The 18,506-nt window shown below is 40.1% G+C and carries 14 protein-coding genes and 1 pseudogene; 3 read left to right on the plus strand and 12 right to left on the minus strand.

From position 1 onward, the window contains the following. Positions 1-92: 92 nt before the first annotated feature. The 4 genes from I7804_RS02145 to I7804_RS02160 form a co-directional block, all read right to left on the minus strand. The gene (locus I7804_RS02145; protein WP_074755867.1) at positions 93-557 is read right to left on the minus strand and encodes a GNAT family N-acetyltransferase; all 465 of its coding nucleotides are present in this window, start codon (positions 555-557) and stop codon (positions 93-95) included. Between the two features lie 126 nt (positions 558-683). Then, positions 684-1,622: an alpha/beta fold hydrolase gene (locus I7804_RS02150; protein WP_248404707.1), complete on the minus strand. Its 939-nt coding sequence runs from the start codon at positions 1,620-1,622 to the stop codon at positions 684-686. A gap of 41 nt (positions 1,623-1,663) precedes the next feature. Beyond that, a complete protein-coding gene (gene metG, locus I7804_RS02155; protein ID WP_027204340.1) occupies positions 1,664-3,727 on the minus strand; it encodes a methionine--tRNA ligase in 2,064 nt (687 codons plus the stop codon). A 115-nt stretch (positions 3,728-3,842) separates the two neighbouring features. Beyond that, a complete protein-coding gene (locus I7804_RS02160; RefSeq protein ID WP_022753826.1) occupies positions 3,843-4,718 on the minus strand; it encodes a methionyl aminopeptidase in 876 nt (291 codons plus the stop codon). 359 nt (positions 4,719-5,077) lie between these two features. On the opposite strand from I7804_RS02160, the gene I7804_RS02165 reads away from it, so the two are divergent. Then, positions 5,078-6,010 (plus strand): TIGR01212 family radical SAM protein, encoded by a 933-nt coding sequence (locus tag I7804_RS02165; RefSeq protein ID WP_248404709.1) that lies wholly within the window; start codon positions 5,078-5,080, stop codon positions 6,008-6,010. A 130-nt stretch (positions 6,011-6,140) separates the two neighbouring features. Here I7804_RS02165 and I7804_RS02170 read toward each other — a convergent pair whose 3' ends face one another. The 6 genes from I7804_RS02170 to greA all read right to left on the minus strand — a co-directional run bounded on the left by I7804_RS02170 (position 6,141) and on the right by greA (position 12,186). Beyond that, entirely contained in the window at positions 6,141-7,250 is a 1,110-nt protein-coding gene (locus tag I7804_RS02170) for a cation diffusion facilitator family transporter (protein ID WP_027218893.1), read from the minus strand. Between the two features lie 140 nt (positions 7,251-7,390). Further along, entirely contained in the window at positions 7,391-7,801 is a 411-nt protein-coding gene (locus tag I7804_RS02175; protein ID WP_248404711.1) for a DUF6608 family protein, read from the minus strand. Between the two features lie 103 nt (positions 7,802-7,904). Continuing rightward, complete coding sequence (locus I7804_RS02180; RefSeq protein ID WP_248404713.1) at positions 7,905-8,366, minus strand: LytTR family DNA-binding domain-containing protein; 462 nt, start codon at positions 8,364-8,366, stop codon at positions 7,905-7,907. A 140-nt stretch (positions 8,367-8,506) separates the two neighbouring features. Further along, positions 8,507-9,217, minus strand: coding sequence for a hypothetical protein (locus I7804_RS02185; protein WP_248404715.1), 711 nt, complete (start codon positions 9,215-9,217; stop codon positions 8,507-8,509). Between the two features lie 253 nt (positions 9,218-9,470). After that, complete coding sequence (gene lysS / locus I7804_RS02190; protein ID WP_248404717.1) at positions 9,471-11,492, minus strand: lysine--tRNA ligase; 2,022 nt, start codon at positions 11,490-11,492, stop codon at positions 9,471-9,473. Positions 11,493-11,700: 208 nt separating this feature from the next. Then, entirely contained in the window at positions 11,701-12,186 is a 486-nt protein-coding gene (gene greA / locus I7804_RS02195; RefSeq protein ID WP_022753833.1) for a transcription elongation factor GreA, read from the minus strand. Between the two features lie 274 nt (positions 12,187-12,460). On the opposite strand from greA, the pseudogene I7804_RS02200 reads away from it, so the two are divergent. Continuing rightward, positions 12,461-14,184, plus strand: a pseudogene (locus I7804_RS02200) (IS1634 family transposase). A gap of 191 nt (positions 14,185-14,375) precedes the next feature. Here I7804_RS02200 and I7804_RS02205 read toward each other — a convergent pair. Then, on the minus strand, positions 14,376-16,406 hold the full coding sequence (locus I7804_RS02205; protein WP_248404721.1) for a methyl-accepting chemotaxis protein: 2,031 nt from the start codon (positions 16,404-16,406) through the stop codon (positions 14,376-14,378). A 154-nt stretch (positions 16,407-16,560) separates the two neighbouring features. On the opposite strand from I7804_RS02205, the gene I7804_RS02210 reads away from it, so the two are divergent. Then, positions 16,561-16,755, plus strand: coding sequence for a hypothetical protein (locus I7804_RS02210; RefSeq protein WP_248404723.1), 195 nt, complete (start codon positions 16,561-16,563; stop codon positions 16,753-16,755). Between the two features lie 131 nt (positions 16,756-16,886). On the opposite strand, the gene I7804_RS02215 is transcribed toward I7804_RS02210, so the two are convergent. Continuing rightward, a complete protein-coding gene (locus tag I7804_RS02215) occupies positions 16,887-18,467 on the minus strand; it encodes an ATP-binding protein (RefSeq protein WP_248404725.1) in 1,581 nt (526 codons plus the stop codon). Between the last annotated feature and the right edge of the window lie 39 nt (positions 18,468-18,506).

Below are 18,506 nucleotides of genomic sequence, written 5' to 3' on the forward strand. Positions count from 1 at the left end.
GACTTATTGTCACTCATTACAAAAATATAGCAATAGAGCTGCTTTTGGTGCTTGAACAAAAGGCCCTATTGCCTGAAAAGTCAAAATACCAATCACAATTTTAGTTCCATAGGGAGATATCTTATACCATCCTCGAACTGCTCGATTCTGGCTTCCTTGAAACCCTCATGTTTATAAAAAGGAACAGCGAAGCGCGAAGCGTTAACGCTTATCTTAAATCTTCTTCCTTTTTTCCTGACATACTTGGATGCACATTCTATAAGCATATGCCCTATCCCGCGGCCATGATAGTCTCCGTCCACGAATAGGAGCGATATGTGTCTGTTCTCTCTAAGAAGCAGCACGCCAACCAGAGTATCCTTGTCAAATGCTGTAAGAAGGTCATAGTTACCGATAGCATATTGCTGATACAGTTCCTGGCCAAAGAGAAATTTCCTGAAATTCTCCTGTCCTTCCGTGCTGTAATCAGCGGCATTAAATACTATAAATGTCCTCCACACCAGCTCCATTGCCTTGTCCCAGTCACTGGCATATCCCTTCCTGATAATAAACTCCATGATATCTCCCAAGAGTGGCCTTTTAATAAGCGCCAATCTCCTCCACATTGCTTATGTCAGTTCAAACAGATGTCAGTATAGATATAAAATAGATCAAAACAAAAACTGTAAAAATATGATTCCGGCTCAGATAAACCTATTAACAAATTCAAGGTAATCTTCATACACTTTGAGTCTGTCCGGTTCATTGTGTATCTCATGACGCATATGATCATAAAGCTTCAAAGATACGTTAAGGCCTATCTCATCTTTGTAAATATTATAAAGCTGTTCTACACCCTTACCATAGTTTCCTACGGGGTCTTCCCTTCCTGCAGACAGAAGGATCGGAAGATCGTGAGGGATAAACTGCATCCTATTCTTGTTACCCACAAGCAGTAGGAGTTTAGCCATAGTTTCAAATCCATTAATGGTAAAAGTAAATGTGCACCAAGGGTCACTCCGGTATGCCGCAACGGACTCTTCGTTATAAGAAAGCCAGTCAGAAGACGTCTTTGGATTCTCAATCTTAGACAGATAGGAGCCAAAAGATATCTTGTCAAGAGACCTGGCTATATGCCTGTCTCCGAAAAACAGCTTCTGAAGTCTTGCCACAAACAAACCGCTCTTTGCAACACTCGCCGGCTGATATGCTGTTCCTGAGATTATAGCCACATCAACATCTGATCCGAACCTGGCCAGATATTCTCTTGTGATAAAAGATCCAAAGCTATGCCCCAGTACTATGTACTTAAGACCTTTATATCTTTCTTTCATCATAAGTGTAAGCTGATGCGAATCCTCAGGAAGAACCTTCTCTGGATCCTGTTTGCAGAAATATCCGTAGCTTTTGCCATCTGCAACGCTTTCACCATGTCCAAGGTGATCTTCACCACACACAACAAAACCATGACCGGCAAAAAAACGTGCAAGCTCATCATACCTGTCAATATATTCCTGCATGCCATGGATTATCTGAAGGATAGCACGAGGCTCTCCTTCAGGTGTCCATATACTTGCATGAATCTTATCGATTCCATCGGCTGATTGATAGAACAGACTTTCTTTTTTGATAGCATCACCCATATAGCACTGTAACCTCCCCTAAGGCTCAAAGCCGTATTATATTAGCAGATCTCTGCTCCAGAAGGCATCTTCTTCTCAGGAACCATGAGTGAGAGATTGCCATCAGCATCCTCTGCGCACAGAAGCATTCCTTCAGAAGTAACTCCTGCAAGCTTAGCAGGCTTAAGGTTTACAAGAACCATAACCTTCTTGCCAACCATATCTTCAGGCTCATAATACTTATGAATTCCTGATACGATCTGAAGAGTCTTAGACCCAACCTTGACCTGTGAGCAAAGAAGCTTTTTGGACTTCGGTACAGCTTCACACTTGATAACTTCGCCTACCTGGAACTGCATTGCTGCAAAGTCGTTGTACTCTATTTCAGCTTTAGGCTCGATGTCGATAGCTTCTTCATCAGATGATCCATCGTCACCGCGAAGCTTCTTAAGATTGTCGCGGATCTTTTCAGCATCCTGAACTCTTCCTGCCTTTTCAAGGTTATTGGCAGCTGTCTCCTGACTTTCAAAAAACTCTGCTTTCTGCTTCTCGGTGATCTGGGCAGTCTGCTTAAGGACTGTCTCAAGATCTTTTCTTGCAAAGAGCATTACAGGCTCAGCTGAAACCTTGTTTCCATTAGGATATGAACCAAATGTAGAAAGGCTGTCAAATCCTCTAAGCTGTGTATTAAAGTTCTTAGCTGTCTGCTCAGCTGTTTCTGGCATGAACGGAGCAAGAAGTGATACACCGATCATGATGGATTCTGTAAGGTTATAAAGAACTGTTGCAAGGCGGTCCTTCTTGGAATCATCCTTGGCAAGTACCCACGGCTCTGTCTCATCGATATACTTATTGCATCTCTTGAAGAGGTTGAAGATCTCTGTAAGAGAATCAGCTACTCTAAGCTCATCCATCTTCTCTTCTACTACTTTGTATGTACCTGTAACAACGCTCTTAAGGTCTTCGTCAACAGCTTCTGCTACGCCCTTATCTTCTACCACGCCGTCAAAGTACTTGTTGCTCATAGCGATCGTACGGCTTACAAGGTTACCAAGAGTATTGGCAAGATCAGAGTTGAAACGCTCAACCATAAGTTCCCATGTGATAGTTCCATCGTTATCAAAAGGCATCTCGTGAAGTACGAAATAACGAACCGCATCAACACCAAAGAGATCTACAAGATCATCAGCATAGATAACGTTACCCTTGGACTTACTCATCTTCTCGCCGCCCTGCAGGAGCCATGGATGACCGAAGATCTGCTTAGGAAGAGGAAGATCAAGAGCCATAAGGAATATAGGCCAGTAAATTGTATGGAATCTTAAGATATCCTTACCTATAAGGTGAAGGTCCGCAGGCCAGTATTTCTTGAACTCTTCTGTGCTGTTACCATCACAGTCATAACCGATACCTGTGATATAGTTAGCAAGAGCATCAAGCCATACGTATACTACGTGCTTGTCATCAAAGTCTACCGGGATTCCCCACTTAAAGCTTGTTCTGGATACGCACAGATCCTGAACACCCGGAAGGAGGAAATTATTCATCATCTCGTTCTTACGGGACTCAGGCTGGATGAACTCAGGATGCTCGTTGATATAGTCAATGAGTCTCTGAGTATAGTTGCTCATCTTGAAGAAATAAGCTTCTTCTTCTGAATCATGAACATCGCCGCCGCATACAGGACACTTGCCGTCCTTGAGCTGAGAGTCTGTATAGAAAGCTTCACACTCTGTACAGTATTTTCCTTTGTATGAACCCTTGTAGATATCGCCCTGATCATAGAATCTCTTAAAGATCTTCTGAACCTGCTTAACATGATCCTCATCAGTAGTACGGATGAAACGGTCATAAGATGTTCCAACCTTGTTCCAGATATCCTTGATAACTCCGGATACCTGATCTACAAATTCCTTAGGGCTATCGCACCCTGCTTCAATAGCTCTTGACTCGATCTTCTGGCCGTGTTCATCAGAACCTGTCTGGAAGTGAACATCATAGCCGTCAGCTCTCTTATAACGAACGATAGCATCAGCAAGGATTGCTTCATATGTGTTACCTATATGAGGCTTACCTGATGTATAGGCAATAGCCGTAGTGAGATAATATTTGCCTTTGTTTTGCATGTAAAACTCCTTTATTTCATATCTTTATGATTTTCTTTAAATGCCTTTGTATCTGGGAATGATCAGGTTTTAATAGATCTTTTCCCGGATTATATAGTCTGCTATTAGCCTTGTCTTAGTATGTCAAAACTTCGCAGCCGTCTTCCGTTACGAGTACCTGAACTTCCCACTGCGCAGACGGCTTGTGGTCATTGGTATAGATAGTCCAGTCGTTCTCTTCGTCTACGAAGATACGGTCTGTTCCCATATTGACCATAGGCTCTATGGTAAAAGTCATACCGGGTACCATGAGCATCTCTGTTCCCGGCCTTGATACAAAGCTTACGAATGGATCTTCGTGGAACTCTACGCCGCAGCCGTGACCGCCTATCTCTCTTACAACTGTATATCCGTTATCAAGCGCATGCTGGTGTATAGCATGGCCCATATCTCCCATGAAAGTCCATGGCTTAACCATCTTGATACCGATCTCTACACATTCCTTGGTAACTTCTACAAGCTTTCTCATCTCGGGAGATACGTCTCCTATGAGGAACATTCGTGATGAATCGGAGAAATATCCGTTGTAGATTGTAGAGCAGTCTACATTGATGATATCACCATCTTTTAATATATCATCAGGGGATGGGATTCCGTGACATACCTGATCATTGATAGAGGTACATACACTCTTTGGGAATCCTTCGTAGTTAAGTGGCGCCGGGATGCCGCCCATTGCCCTTGTTGTCTCTGCTACTATATGATCTATCTCTTCAGTTGACATGCCTGCATGAATCTCTTTAGCTACGCGGTCAAGACAAGCTATGTTGATCTTGGCGCTTTCCTTGATTCCTTCTACCTGTTCTTTGGTCTTGATGATCCTGCGGGGTGGAACTTCATGCCCTTTAAGTTCAAACCCGATAATGCGCTCATCAAACTGCTCGTGGCACTTTTTGTACTTTTTGCCGCTGCCACACCAGCAGGGTTCGTTACTACCGATCTTTGTGTACATTTTACCTTCTTTCCGGCCTCACAGCGCGAATGATGCGCCTGGACCTGTGGTGATGCGGTTTATAATTATAATGTCCGCATCTTATAATTATCGATTATATATCACGCTATAGTATATCCTTTAAAGACAAAATATGCAATTCTTGAAATGAGGAGATTGGCATGAAGAATGGCGTAAGGACGGGCAATAATAAATAACTTCCCACTTGGATGGTTCAGTATCACCAAATACTTTGCCGTCCAAGTGGGAAGTCTGTAAAAAATATCCCTTACCTCATAGGAAATAGATTCGGCAAGGGATATTTTTTATCTCCCTGACTTTCGCAAAACCATTCACTATTTTTGAAGTATAATTAACCTATGAAAATAAACACTTTATCTGAATATCTGAAAAAAACATATGGTTGCAAGGTTTATAAGCTTTCGCTTCAGTCAGGATGCACCTGCCCAAACCGGGACGGAAATATAGGAACTGGTGGTTGCACTTTCTGTTCTGAAGGCGGTTCGGGAGACTTTGCTTCTTTTTTCCTGACTAAAGATGCTGATGGTAATGCCATCACTATCGAAGAAAACATTGATATGCAGATTGAATCTGCTAAAGAGAAAGTTGCCTCGAAGCTTAAGGGGCAGGATCACAAGTATATTGCTTATTTCCAGTCATTTACCAATACTTATGGAGATTCCAAAATTCTGGAGAGGATATACAGACAGGCGCTTTCGCACCCTGAGATTGTTGCGCTATCTATCGGAACAAGGCCAGATTGTCTTCCTGATGAGATACTTTCAATGCTTGAATCGCTGCGAGATGAGTATGGGAAGGATATCTGGATCGAGCTTGGGCTACAGACTGTTAATGAAGAAAGTGCTCGTCACTTTAGGCGGGGATACAAGCTGCCTGTATTCGAAGATGCATATAGAAGGTTAAAAGAAAGAGACTTTGTCGTTATCGTTCATGTAATATTAGGGCTTCCCGGTGAAAGTGAAGAAGATATGCTCTCTTCTGTCAGGTATCTTGCAGGCCTAACTCCTTCTCTTGACGGAATCAAGCTTCAGCTTCTTCATGTTCTAAAAGGTACTGATCTTGCAAAAGAGTTTGAAGAGACTTCATTTCATATTTTTACTCTTGAAGAGTATTGCGATATAGTGATCAAATGTTTGAAACTTCTGCCTCCGGAAATTGTGGTTCATCGTATAACAGGAGACGGACCAAAAAGGCTGCTTATCGCGCCCTTATGGTCCGCCAACAAAAAGGTTGTTCTTAATACTATAAATAAAGCTATAAAGGATGCTTAGTTACAGACTTCTAATATCCTGCTCTGACTGTACCAATGGGCAAGCCTGTGGGTTTTCACCTACGTTACACAAAAGTTTACTTTATAACAGGCACCACTACTTGGAGCATGTTGTAAAGGCTTCTTTTATATCAGTCTGATACATCTACATCCGGTGAAAACATGAATTTATATTCAGGGAATGCGTCCTTAAGGTCTTTATTGAGGATACTCATAGCTTCAGCCTGACCTATATCAAAGCTAATGACTACATCAAATCGTATCTCTTTGGCATCAAGATCTGCATAGAAACCGTGCATGGAAACAGCCCATTCATGGGATAATACTACTTTGGAAACAGCATTTTGCAATCTTGCTATATCATTATCACCGGTATTGTAGGAGTATACTCCCACTCCTACAAGAGCAACACCGGATTCTTCCATAACTCTTTTTTCAATACGCCTTGTAAGCTTATCAAGCTTGTCTACAGTCATTGTATCCGGAACTTCAATATGAACAGAAGCATAATTCTTGTCAGGGCCGTAGTTGTACATTATAAGGTCATATGCACCTCTTACTTCAGGCTCTTCTTTTATCAGAGCTTTAATTTTCCTGGTTGTTTCTTTATCAGCTCTTTCGCCAAGGATCTCATCTACAGTATCTCTCATCATTTCTATACCGGACTTGATGATGATCACTGATATGAGTGCACCTACATATGCTTCCAGGGATAATCCTGTCAAAAGAAATATCACAGCGCTGGCAAGTACAGATGTTGACAGAAGTGCATCAAAGGAAGCATCCTTACCTGATGCTATAAGAGATCCTGAATTAACCTTCTCTCCCTGAGTTCTAACGTATTTTCCAAGGATAAGCTTTACAACAATTGCCGATACGATGATCACAAGTGATACTGCGCTGTAATCAGCTTTTTCCGGACTTATTATCTTTTTCACAGATTCCACAAGGGAAGTAAGACCTGCATAAAGAACGATTCCCGAAACGATCATAGCGCTTAGGTACTCGATCCTGCCATATCCAAAGGGATGTTTTTTGTTGGGAAGCTTACCTGCAAGCTTGGTTCCTACGATAGTAATTATTGAAGATAAGGCATCTGAAAGGTTATTAACCGCATCCAATGTTACTGCTATAGAATTGGACACTACGCCTACAAAAGCCTTGAAGGATGCAAGGAATACATTTGCGATGATGCCGATGATACTGGTTCTTATAATGACGTTATCTCTATTATTCTCCATATATTATTCCTCTTATCTACTGATTCATATAAGTCACATAATTCACGTAATACACATGCAAATATTATATCACGTGATCAGCTAACCCATACTGTATATAGAGAAATACTTTTTACAAAAAGTCTCAAGAAAAATTAGTGTTAAAGCTTTGAGAAAAACTCATTCGCCTTTTTGATCTCAAGAAAATAACATATATAGTAGGCAGCTGCCCCGATTACGTATGGGATAGTTACTGAAATGAACATATCCTTGTAAGCAGATGGGGCCATGTCTGTGAATTTTGAAGCAAACCATATAGTAACAAATATCACTCCGATCAAAAATACATACTGACCTATCACTACAGGAATAAAAGGAAATCGCTGAAGATAGTAGTGAAGTGACAAGATAAAAGTTGCCAGCACACATACCAAAAGGCAGGTAAATATATTTTCAGTATAGAATCTGTCAGTAAATCCAATCAGCTTTTCATAAAGGAGCTTGCCGCATACTATCAGCGTAAAGCTGACGCAAACAACGGAAATAAAATTATGTCTGTCTATTATCTTCATATCTTTTTTCCTATATATTTATTCACTTCGTTCCAATAATCATGCAAATAGCCTGATTGAGAACGCCTTCGGTATTGAGGCTATTAACCTTAATGGGATTCATTTATTTACTACGTTTTTTGCCCTGAAGCTTATTAAGCGCTTTATAGAATTCCGCCCTGTAACCTCTGTTCATCACAAGGCACTCGTCATTCCTTAGATATATGAGGGTTCGCATGTTGAGATCACCCTGAAGCTTTTTTATCTTATAGAGATTTACTATCGATGACTTGCTGATGCGAACGAACCCGGCATCAGTATACTCATCTATTATTCCCTGAAGCGTTTCTTTGACTTCGATGCAGGTGTCTCTGGTGTATCCAAAGGTCTTCCTGTCTACAGTCTCGAAATAGAACATGTCAGCAATAGGAACTGTCAGCTTTTTTTCATCAAGCGTTCCTTCAATGTATTTAAGTGCAGATCTTAGTCTTTCAAGTACGCCGACTGTCTCATCGTCGATCTCGTCATAGTGAAGTTCAAGGTAGTTCTCGTCTAAATATTCTTCTTTTGTTTTTATAAGTTTCATCATCAACCCCATATTTTAGCTATAAGGCATACATGAGGTTAACCTACAAGGCCCGATACATATCAAAAATAATAGCATTTCGATGTACAAGGCCTATCAAACAATCCCTTGTTTCTGCGTATAACCCTTATTACATAACCTTACAGAATGAACATAATGCAGAGGAACAGGTATGAAAGCTTGATATTTCTATTTGTAAGAAGATATGCGCCTCCAAATACGAAACCACCGACTGCTGTATAGATTCCCACTCCAAGAGAACCTTTTGTAAGCCAGTGGCCAAGTCCCCAGGTAAGTGCTACCAGAATTCCTCCATATGGAATCTTATCATTTTTGAACCATTTTTCAAATGCATACTGTCCGAATACGATAATAAGAAGAACCATAGCTACTTCTACGAAATAATAGAAATACTGAGCAGGAAAAAGAAAACCATTACTCTTAATCTCTGCAAGTACTTTACTACCATTCCAGTCGATCCATGTAGATATAAGGCAGAGAACTGTACCTGTAATTAAAAGCACCCACTGAAGAACTGACATTTCTTTTGCACCCTTTAAAAGGCTGTTCTCTTTGAAATTCTTATAAAGGTCAACATCTGACTTTGCAGCAGCTTCTCTTACTACGTACCAGATTCCGAAGATCCATACAGCGCATGTTAAAGTCCAGTGAATAATAGTCTGAAGAGCCGTATAATTTGTGAAATCGCTGCAATTATATATATTGAATTCAATAACATAGGTAAGTAATAATTCCCAACCGATAAAACCAAAGATCTCAAGTCCATAACTAAGAAAATCAACTCCCTGGAAAAATCTGTTTTTGTTTTTGGTAAGTGTAAGTGTCTTCATTTGTATGCTCCTTTTATATTTGTGAGATGTGTTTCTGTGTCGTTGTCATCTGATATGCATAGGTTATCTCATAAGGATCATACCTACAATGCTTTTGGTGCTAAGTTGCAATCAGGGATGTTTAAGTTACAATTGGAAAAAAATAATATGAAAAATCTATTCGTTCGCAGGTCCTGCGCACAAAAAATGACGCCAGTACCCGCTATTACGGATTCTGGCGTCATCAATTTTTCCTGTATTATTAAAATTTTAATTAGTATAACTTAGCACCTGCAGGAATGTGGTTATCAACCATGAGAAGGTGAAGCTCTTCCTCTTCGGAATCCTTCTTGTTGTTAACTGCAGAAAGAAGCATACCACAGGATTCAATGCCCATCATAGCTCTTGGAGGAAGATTTGTAATAGCTACAAGTGTCTTACCTACAAGCTCTTCAGGTTCATAGAATGCATGAATTCCTGAAAGGATAGTTCTGTCTGTTCCTGTTCCATCATCAAGTGTGAACTGAAGGAGCTTCTTGGACTTAGGTACTGCTACGCAGTTCTTAACCTTAACTGCTCTGAAGTCTGACTTTGAGAATGTCTCGAAGTCAACGTTCTCTTCGAATAAAGGCTCAATCTTAACATTAGAGAAGTCAATCTTGTTGTTAGGTGTGAAGAATCCTGTAGACTCTTCTTCAGCTTCTGCTGACTTTCTTGCGTTTGGATCAAGTGACTTAAGTGCAGGCCACAGCAGTACGTCACGGATGCTTGGAGCATTAGTAAGGAGCATGCAAAGTCTGTCGATACCGTATCCGATACCACCTGTAGGAGGCATACCGATCTCCATAGCATTGAGGAAGTCTTCATCTGTGTGGTTAGCTTCCTCATCACCGGCTGCTGCAAGAGCATCCTGTGCCTTGAAACGCTCTCTCTGATCGATAGGATCGTTGAGCTCTGAGTATGCGTTACACATCTCCCATCCGTTGATGTAAAGCTCAAAACGCTCTACCTTTGAAGGATCAGAAGGCTTTCTCTTAGTAAGAGGTGAGATTTCAACAGGGTGATCCATGATGAATGTAGGCTGGATCATCTTGTCTTCACAGAACTCTTCGAAGAAGAGGTTAAGGATATCACCCTTTGTATCGTGACCTGCTTCGATCTCGAGACCCTTCTCCTTAGCAAGTGCTACTGCAGCTTCTGCAGACTCGATAGTTTCGAAATCAACGCCTGCATATTCCTTAACTGCATCAGACATTGTAAGTCTCTTGAAAGGCTTACCAAGGTCGATGACCTTATCACCATATGTGATCTGAGTTGTACCACATACAGTCTCAGCAAGATATCTGAACATGGACTCTGTAAGTTCCATCATTCCTTCATAATCTGTGTATGCCTGATAGAGCTCCATGAGTGTGAACTCAGGATTGTGACGAGGATCTGTTCCTTCGTTACGGAATACACGACCGATCTCGTATACTCTTTCCATTCCACCTACGATAAGTCTCTTAAGGTAAAGCTCAAGAGAGATACGAAGCTTTCTGTCTTCTCCGAGTGCGTTGTAGTGTGTGATGAATGGTCTTGCTGCAGCACCACCTGCATTTTCAACAAGCATAGGTGTCTCAACTTCCATGAAATCACGTCCTGATAAGAAGTTACGGATCTCACGAAGGATAGCAGACCTTTTCTTGAATGTCTCCTTAACGTCTTCATTCATTACAAGGTCAACATATCTCTGTCTATATCTTGTCTCTGTATCTGTAAGGCCGTGGAACTTCTCAGGAAGCGGCATAAGAGACTTTGAAAGAAGTGTAAGCTCAAAAGCGTGAACTGAAAGCTCACCTGTCTTGGTCTTAAATACAAAGCCCTTGATTCCTACGATATCACCGATATCCATACGCTTGAACTCAGCATATGCTTCATCACCAAGATCGTTACGTGATACATATACCTGCATACGTCCGTCTCTGTCCTGGATATTGCAGAAAGATGCCTTACCCATTACACGCTTGGACATCATACGACCTGCGATGGATACGATCTTCTCTGCAGGGATATCTTCTCTGCTTGGAGTTATAGTCTTGCCATCTTCTCCTACTTCAAGAACTGTCTCAAGCTTTTCTACGTTATCACGAATTTCCTGTGTGTGATGTGTCTGATCATATTTTACTATCTGGAAAGGATCCTTGCCGGCATCCTGTAACTCCTTAAGCTTATCACGTCTTACCTGACGAAGTCTTCCTACATCCTGCTCTTCTGCGGGAGCAGCACCCTTGTTCTGCTGATTGTTATCTGCCATTTCTTACCTCACTTACAGAATCTTTTTTATATCAGCCTGCATTAAATTCATGCAGGCTCATTTACGCAACAAAAGTCCTGTGCATAACACAGGACTTTTACTTCGAGTCATATTCTCACGAAACGTGCACAAATACGCGCTTCTGAAAAAAGTTCAAGAATCACACACAATTACCAGCCGATGCACACGGCCTAATACAAGTTAATCCTTATGCGATCTGAGGGCGCTCGATCTCAAGTACTTTGAACTTAAGAACGCCAACCTGAGTCTCAACCTTAACAGTCTGGTTCTTCTTAGCTCCGATAAGAGCCTTACCTACAGGAGACTCGTTAGAAATCTTGCCCTTGAGGGAATCTGCCTCTGATGATCCTACGATCTTATAAACAACTTCCTCGTCAAGCTCCATGTCCTTAACCTTAACTTTGCAGCCGATGGAGATCTTATCAAGATCAACCTCTTCTTCTACTACAACTTCTGCATTCTTAAGGATCTTCTCAAGCTCTTCGATTCTTGCTTCGATATCACGCTGCTCATCTTTAGCTGCATCATATTCAGCATTCTCAGAAAGGTCGCCCTGCTCACGAGCTTCTTTGATCTTCTCTGCAACTTCTTTTCTTTTTACAACCTTAAGGTTTTCGAGCTCGTCCTCGTACTTCTTCAGGCCTTCGTAAGTTAAAATCTTCTTCTCATCCATGGTCTGCTTGCGCCTCCTAAAAATCTTTATTTAAAACATTACTTTTGTCAAATATCGTATAAGTAGAATATAACTCGTATATTCTACATTAATATATTTCAAAACGCAATAGGATTTTTCTTTTTGCCGATAAAACACGGTAGTTTGACAGTTCAATAAAATAATAATACCTTACAGACCGCTTAAGGTCTGTATTTTTTATGTCAATTTTATGGTGTTATACTATCGCAATGTATCGCAATGTGTGTTATAATAAGGTGTGGAGGTTTTGCATATGAGAGTGATAACATCTAAATCCAAAAACGCCGAATCATTCTACATTTCTAAAGGGTATATCAATGATAAAGGTATCAACACTTCTACGATTATCAGAAAACTTGGAACCTTACAGGAACTAATAAAAGAACACGGGCCAACAAGAGATGATGTTATGGCATGGGCTAAAGAGGAAGCAAGACTCGAAACACTGAAATATAAAGAAGACCAGCAATCGAAGTCTGTCCAGATAACATTCCATGCCAACAGACAGCTCGATTATAATCAGCAAGTACTTCACCGCGGAGGATACCTATTCCTTCAATACATTTACTATTCCCTGGCATTAGATAAAACCTGCAGAAAACTTAGAGATAAATATAAGTTCAAGTACGATATCAATGCTATTCTTTCGGACATGATTTTCGCAAGAATTCTTGAACCATCAAGTAAAAGATCTTCATTTAAAGTAGCTTCTGAATTCTTAGAAAAGCCAACATATAAACTTCATGATATATACCGCGCATTGGATGTTCTTGGAAATGAATGTGAATTCATTCAATCCGAGGTTTATAAAAACAGCCATCTTATTGGCAAAAGAAATGACAAAATCCTCTTCTACGATTGCACTAATTACTACTTTGAGATTGAGCAGGAAGACGGCGATAAGAAATATGGCAAGAGTAAAGAACACCGCCCAAATCCAATCATACAAATGGGTATGTTTATGGACGGTGACGGTATTCCTTTAGCTTTTTCGTTGTTTCCAGGCAATGCCAATGAGCAGACTTCGCTTAAGCCTCTTGAAGAAAAAGTACTGTCTGAATTCGGATGCCAAAAATTCATATATTGTAGTGATGCAGGGCTTGGTTCAGAGAAGATAAGGAACTACAACCACATGGGTGAACGGGCATTTATCGTGACTCAGTCCATCAAGAAGCTTAACGCTGAAGATAAAAAATGGGCATTAGATGGCGAAGGCTTCAAAAGATTATCAGACGATACTCTTGTAGATATATCAAAACTATCTGATGATGATACTGATTTATACTACAAAGAAGAACCCTACACTCCCAAGAAACTCCATCAACGTCTTATAGTCACCTATTCTCCAAAGTTTGCCAAGTATCAGAAAGCAATCCGTGAGTCACAGGTGGAACGTGCGCAGAAACTTATCGATTCTGGTTCAACAAAACGGAACAGGAAAAATCCCAACGATCCGGCACGTTTTATCGGCAAGATTGCTGTAACCGATAGCGGAGAAGCTGCAAACATACATAATTACCTTGATACAGACAAGATTGAACAGGAATCTCTTTACGATGGCATGTATGCTGTTTCAACAGATCTTCTAGATGATCCTGTAAGCGATATATTGAAAGTCAGTGAAGGTCGCTGGGAGATAGAGGAATGTTTCAGGATTATGAAAACAGATTTTGAAGCAAGACCTGTATTTCTTCAGAATGATGTTAGGATTAAAGCACACTTTCTTACTTGTTTTCTTGCTCTAATCATCTATAGATATTTAGAAAAACGCATTGATAGCAGATACACTTGTAATGATATACTCAGCACACTAAAAGAAATGAACTTTGCAGGAATCAAAGAACAAGGCTATATACCAACATATCAGAGAACAAAACTAACCGATAATCTCCATGAAGCCTGCGGTTTCAGAACAGACTTTGAGTTCATCACCAAAAGTCAAAGAAAACAATTCAAAAAAACAGTAAAGGAAGATAGAAATTACTATACTTTAAAACGAAGAAAAAAGTCTCGCTATGCCTCTATATATGAGGGTTACGAGACTTTTTGTTATTCCAAACTGTCAAAGATGGGAATATAACACACTTTACCTGCATATGCTTAAAAAATAAAAAAACAGCTCTGACCATTTTGGTTTTAGGCCAGAGCTGCTTTATCTTTACTTTAAGTTACAATCTGAACTGCTTTATAAGTCCTTCAATCCTGTCAGAAGACTCGGATACTGCAGAAGCACTTCCATCAACTCCTCTGGAGTTTTCTGCAACCTGTTCAGCACTAGATGCAAGTGTTGTAGCTGTAGCACTTACTTCCTCCGTGCTGGCTGACTGTTCCTCAGAAATAGCTGCCATGGAAGTTGCGATCTCATCAACATTGCCGACTTTGGCGATCATTTCGCTTACAATATCACTGGTCTCATCAAGACTTCTGAATATCTCTTCAAAGGTTTCACCTGTTGTATTAACAGCTTCAAGGTTTGCACTGATCTCTTCCATATTGGCCTGGGACTTTTCTGAAAGATCATGGATCTGTGCTGTTATATCCTTAATGATCTCGGCGATCTGAGTTGTCGAATCTGCACTGTTATTTGCAAGCTGTCCAATCTCTGAAGCAACAACAGCAAATCCTTTACCGGCTTCTCCAGCTCTTGCAGCTTCAATTGATGCATTGAGAGAAAGAAGATTAGTTTCTGATGCAATAGAATTGATCATCTCAATAATAGAATTGATCTTATTAGCAGATTCTCCAACCACAACTACTACTTCGTTCATTTCTTCCATTGATGATGAGATATTGGACATTCCTTTTTGAACTATTTCCATATCTCTTTGACCATCTCTAGCCTTGGTAACCAGACTACTCATAGTCTCTTTGGTCTGATTACTCTTATCAGTAAGGTTACTAACTTCCTGTGCCAGTGTAGTAGCCTGTTCTGCAAGCTCTGTAACAGCATTGGCCATATCATTCATAGCTTCCTGGATCTGCTGCATTGCCTTGTTCTGTTCATCAGCCTGGGCATTCAGATCACTGGATGCATTCTTACTGTTATTGGCCTCTGTTGCAAGCTTTCCTGTAACTCCCTTAAGCTCTGCGAGGGTATCACGCATCTGGTTAACATAGTCGAACATGTTGTTGTTCATAAGGCCGATCTCGTTAACATTGTCTCCGCCTTTTTGGATATCAACAGTAAAGTCTCCATCTGCGATCCTTGTAATATTGTTAGTAAGTGAGCTTACTGGCTTAGTGATCATTCTTGTGATGATATTGAGCATGATGATAGCCATAATAAGGATCATTACAGCTGCCATAATAATACTTATCATGATGAATCTATTAAGTGATGCCAGAACCTCAGATACTTTTACAAAAGAAACAAGGTACCAGTTTGTTCCTTCTACCTGGTCAAATGCAACATAGTAGTCATATCCATCTGTTCCATGAATTGTTATGATCTCATCCGTTCCACCGGAACTTGTAATGCTTGCCACCTGCTGGATAAATCCATCATCAGGATAATCTGAAACATCTTTTCCTATCTGGTCCTCCGCCGGTGAAGCTACCATAGTAGTACCAGAGAACATCATTGTTGCACCTGTGCCAAGAGGTTTAAATGCACTGGTTGTCTTAGAAATATTATTGAGTACAATGTCTGCTGCAATAACACCGCTCCTACCATCTTTAAGTGTTATCTTTCTTGAGATAGATGCAACCATTTCCTTACTGTTAGCATCTATTGAAGGCTCATTAACAGTCATTGTGCTGTAGTTAAGGCCTTCTATATACCATGGTCTTTGTGTAGGATCGTAATCATCTTCAGGCACCCATCCCGAAGCATCTATATAGTCTTTATTGGATAATCCAATATAAAATCCAAGCTCAGTCTCAGAAAACTGTGACATACTAAAGCCATAGATATCCACTATTTCCTGATCGTTTTTAAAGTCTGTAGATTCAATAGTTTGTGCAAGGCCTTCAAAATATGATGTGATCTTTTGGACCTCTCCACTGGTTTCAGCAGCATTAGCCCTTGCTTCCTCCGCCAAAGCTTTCGTAGCTAGATCCTTAATGACAGATTTTGCACTGATAGCGATAAATGTAGTTACTATCGCAATAGCCAGGGTCATGATCGGCACGATGACCAGCAAAAGCTGCGCGCTGATATGCTTTCCTTTTTTTGATGTACTACTAGTTTTTTTAGCCATGGGCACCCTCCTTGATAAAAAAAGAAACAAAAAACCAATTACGATATAAGCCTTACGCTTATATTTCGGATTTGAGCTTTTGTTTCTTTATATCTCGAAGGATTGAAGAATCCTAAAAAACTCCTAATGTGCTTATATAAAAGCTTCGCAGAATATGTCTACCCTTACAGCATTGGTCAAAGATGTAGAAACGGAAGACAGAAAAGCTGATAGATCTGCTCTTCCATGGTATATTTCTATAACCATATCCTCCTACGCCCCGTTTGACACAGGAGATATGTATTATGAAGAAAAAACCATCCTAACAACTCATTCCAAAATCGATTATGAGGATGACATTACAATCTAATCTTTCCATCGTATAAGCAAGAGAGACAAACGTATTATTGTAAATCTTCTTAAGAATATGGCCATAAATAAATGAGTAGCGACGCTTGGGATCGCTACTCATTTATTTATGGCCATTTTGGTTTTAGTAGATTATGCCTTTACCTTCCATTCAGCCATCTGACGAGTTTCAGAGTCAAAACTTACTCCAATCTTATACAACGTTCTTTTATCTGCCGCATAAGTATCAGCATAGTGCATATCGTCTATCTGTTTTAAGGCATTATCAGCACTGTCATCTCGTTTGAACTCAAAGAGGTAGACATAATTATTGGTTTCTACTGTACAGTCTATTCTTCCAGCGTTTGTATGCTGCTCAAGACGTACATACTGTCCAAGTAATGTAAGTGTTATATAAAAAACTGATTGGAAATCATGCTCAAAAGGATCATCATTTGAAGAATATGGAATTCCTGCAAAGATAGCCATAAATACCTTTTTTATATCATCCAAATCTCCTGCTTCTATATGATTTTTCAAAGATAAGATATCTTTTCCTGTTCCAGTGCCTGCATCTCCAACGTATACCGGTAGCAGACTTTTAAAGAATCCATATTGTACTTCATTATTAGGAAATCCCAGCGTATATGACTGATCTCTTATATTATAATCTATGAGAGTCAGATAACCACTCTGATATAAAAGCGGAACAACATCAGGATTATCATCTCTGTAATCCTTTAGCATATCTTTGGTAGCGTAAAGGGTTTTATCATTGAATTTCCTGACATCGAAATTCATATTTCGTAGTCTTTTTACCAAAAAAGTCGGAGTGCCAGTCTCAAACCAATATGAATCAAATTCTCTGTTAAATAATGCATTCAAAAGGCTATAGGGATTATAAACGCCGCTTCCTTTTTGATGGAAATGATAACCGTCATATTCCAGCTTTAGTTTTTCAAGACATTCCTCTGTGGTTAAGTCCTGTTCCTTAGCAAGATTCTCAACTTCAGGCCCAAAGTTATCCCTAATCTCTTTCTCTGTTATACCGCAGATATCTGCATAGTCCATGCTCATAGAGATATCCATGAGCTGATTAATATCACTAAATATACTAACCTTACTGAACTTTGTAACACCAGTAATAAAAACAAACTGGATATGCGCATCCTCACTCTTTAAAACAGAGAAGAATCCCTTGAAAACAGCTTTATTGTGTTCTACCAATTGCTTGTTATCCATTGTCTCAAGCAGTGGCTTATCATATTCATCTACAAGAACAACGCAGCGCTTGCCAGTTTTTTCAAAAGCCGCCTTTAAAAGCAGACCAAATCTGGCACCAAGAGGCACCTTTTTTGATGTTTCTCCGTATAATTTCTCCCATTCCTGAAGCTGGACCTCAAGTATTGCCTCCAAGGCTCCATCTTCTGCAAAATTAGCTTTGTTAAAATCAAAATAAAAAACCGGGTAGGGTTGCCAGGCATCAGGATTATCTCTTTCAAGTTCCTCAATTTTCAAACCTTTAAAGAGTTCCTTTTTGCCTTCCCAATACGCCTTCATTGTGGAAAGGAGAAGGCTCTTACCAAAGCGACGAGGACGACTCAAGAAATATGGCATGCCTGTATGAACCAATCGATATACATATTCAGTTTTATCAACATATAGATTGTTATTATCTATAAGCTTTTCGAAACTCTGAATGCCAACAGGCAATTGTCTGTTATTTAGTATCATCTTCTGCGTATTCCTTTCCACCAACTACCCATATTATAG

This window comes from Butyrivibrio fibrisolvens, assembly GCF_023206215.1.
Taxonomy (GTDB): Bacteria; Bacillota; Clostridia; order Lachnospirales; family Lachnospiraceae; genus Butyrivibrio; species Butyrivibrio fibrisolvens_C.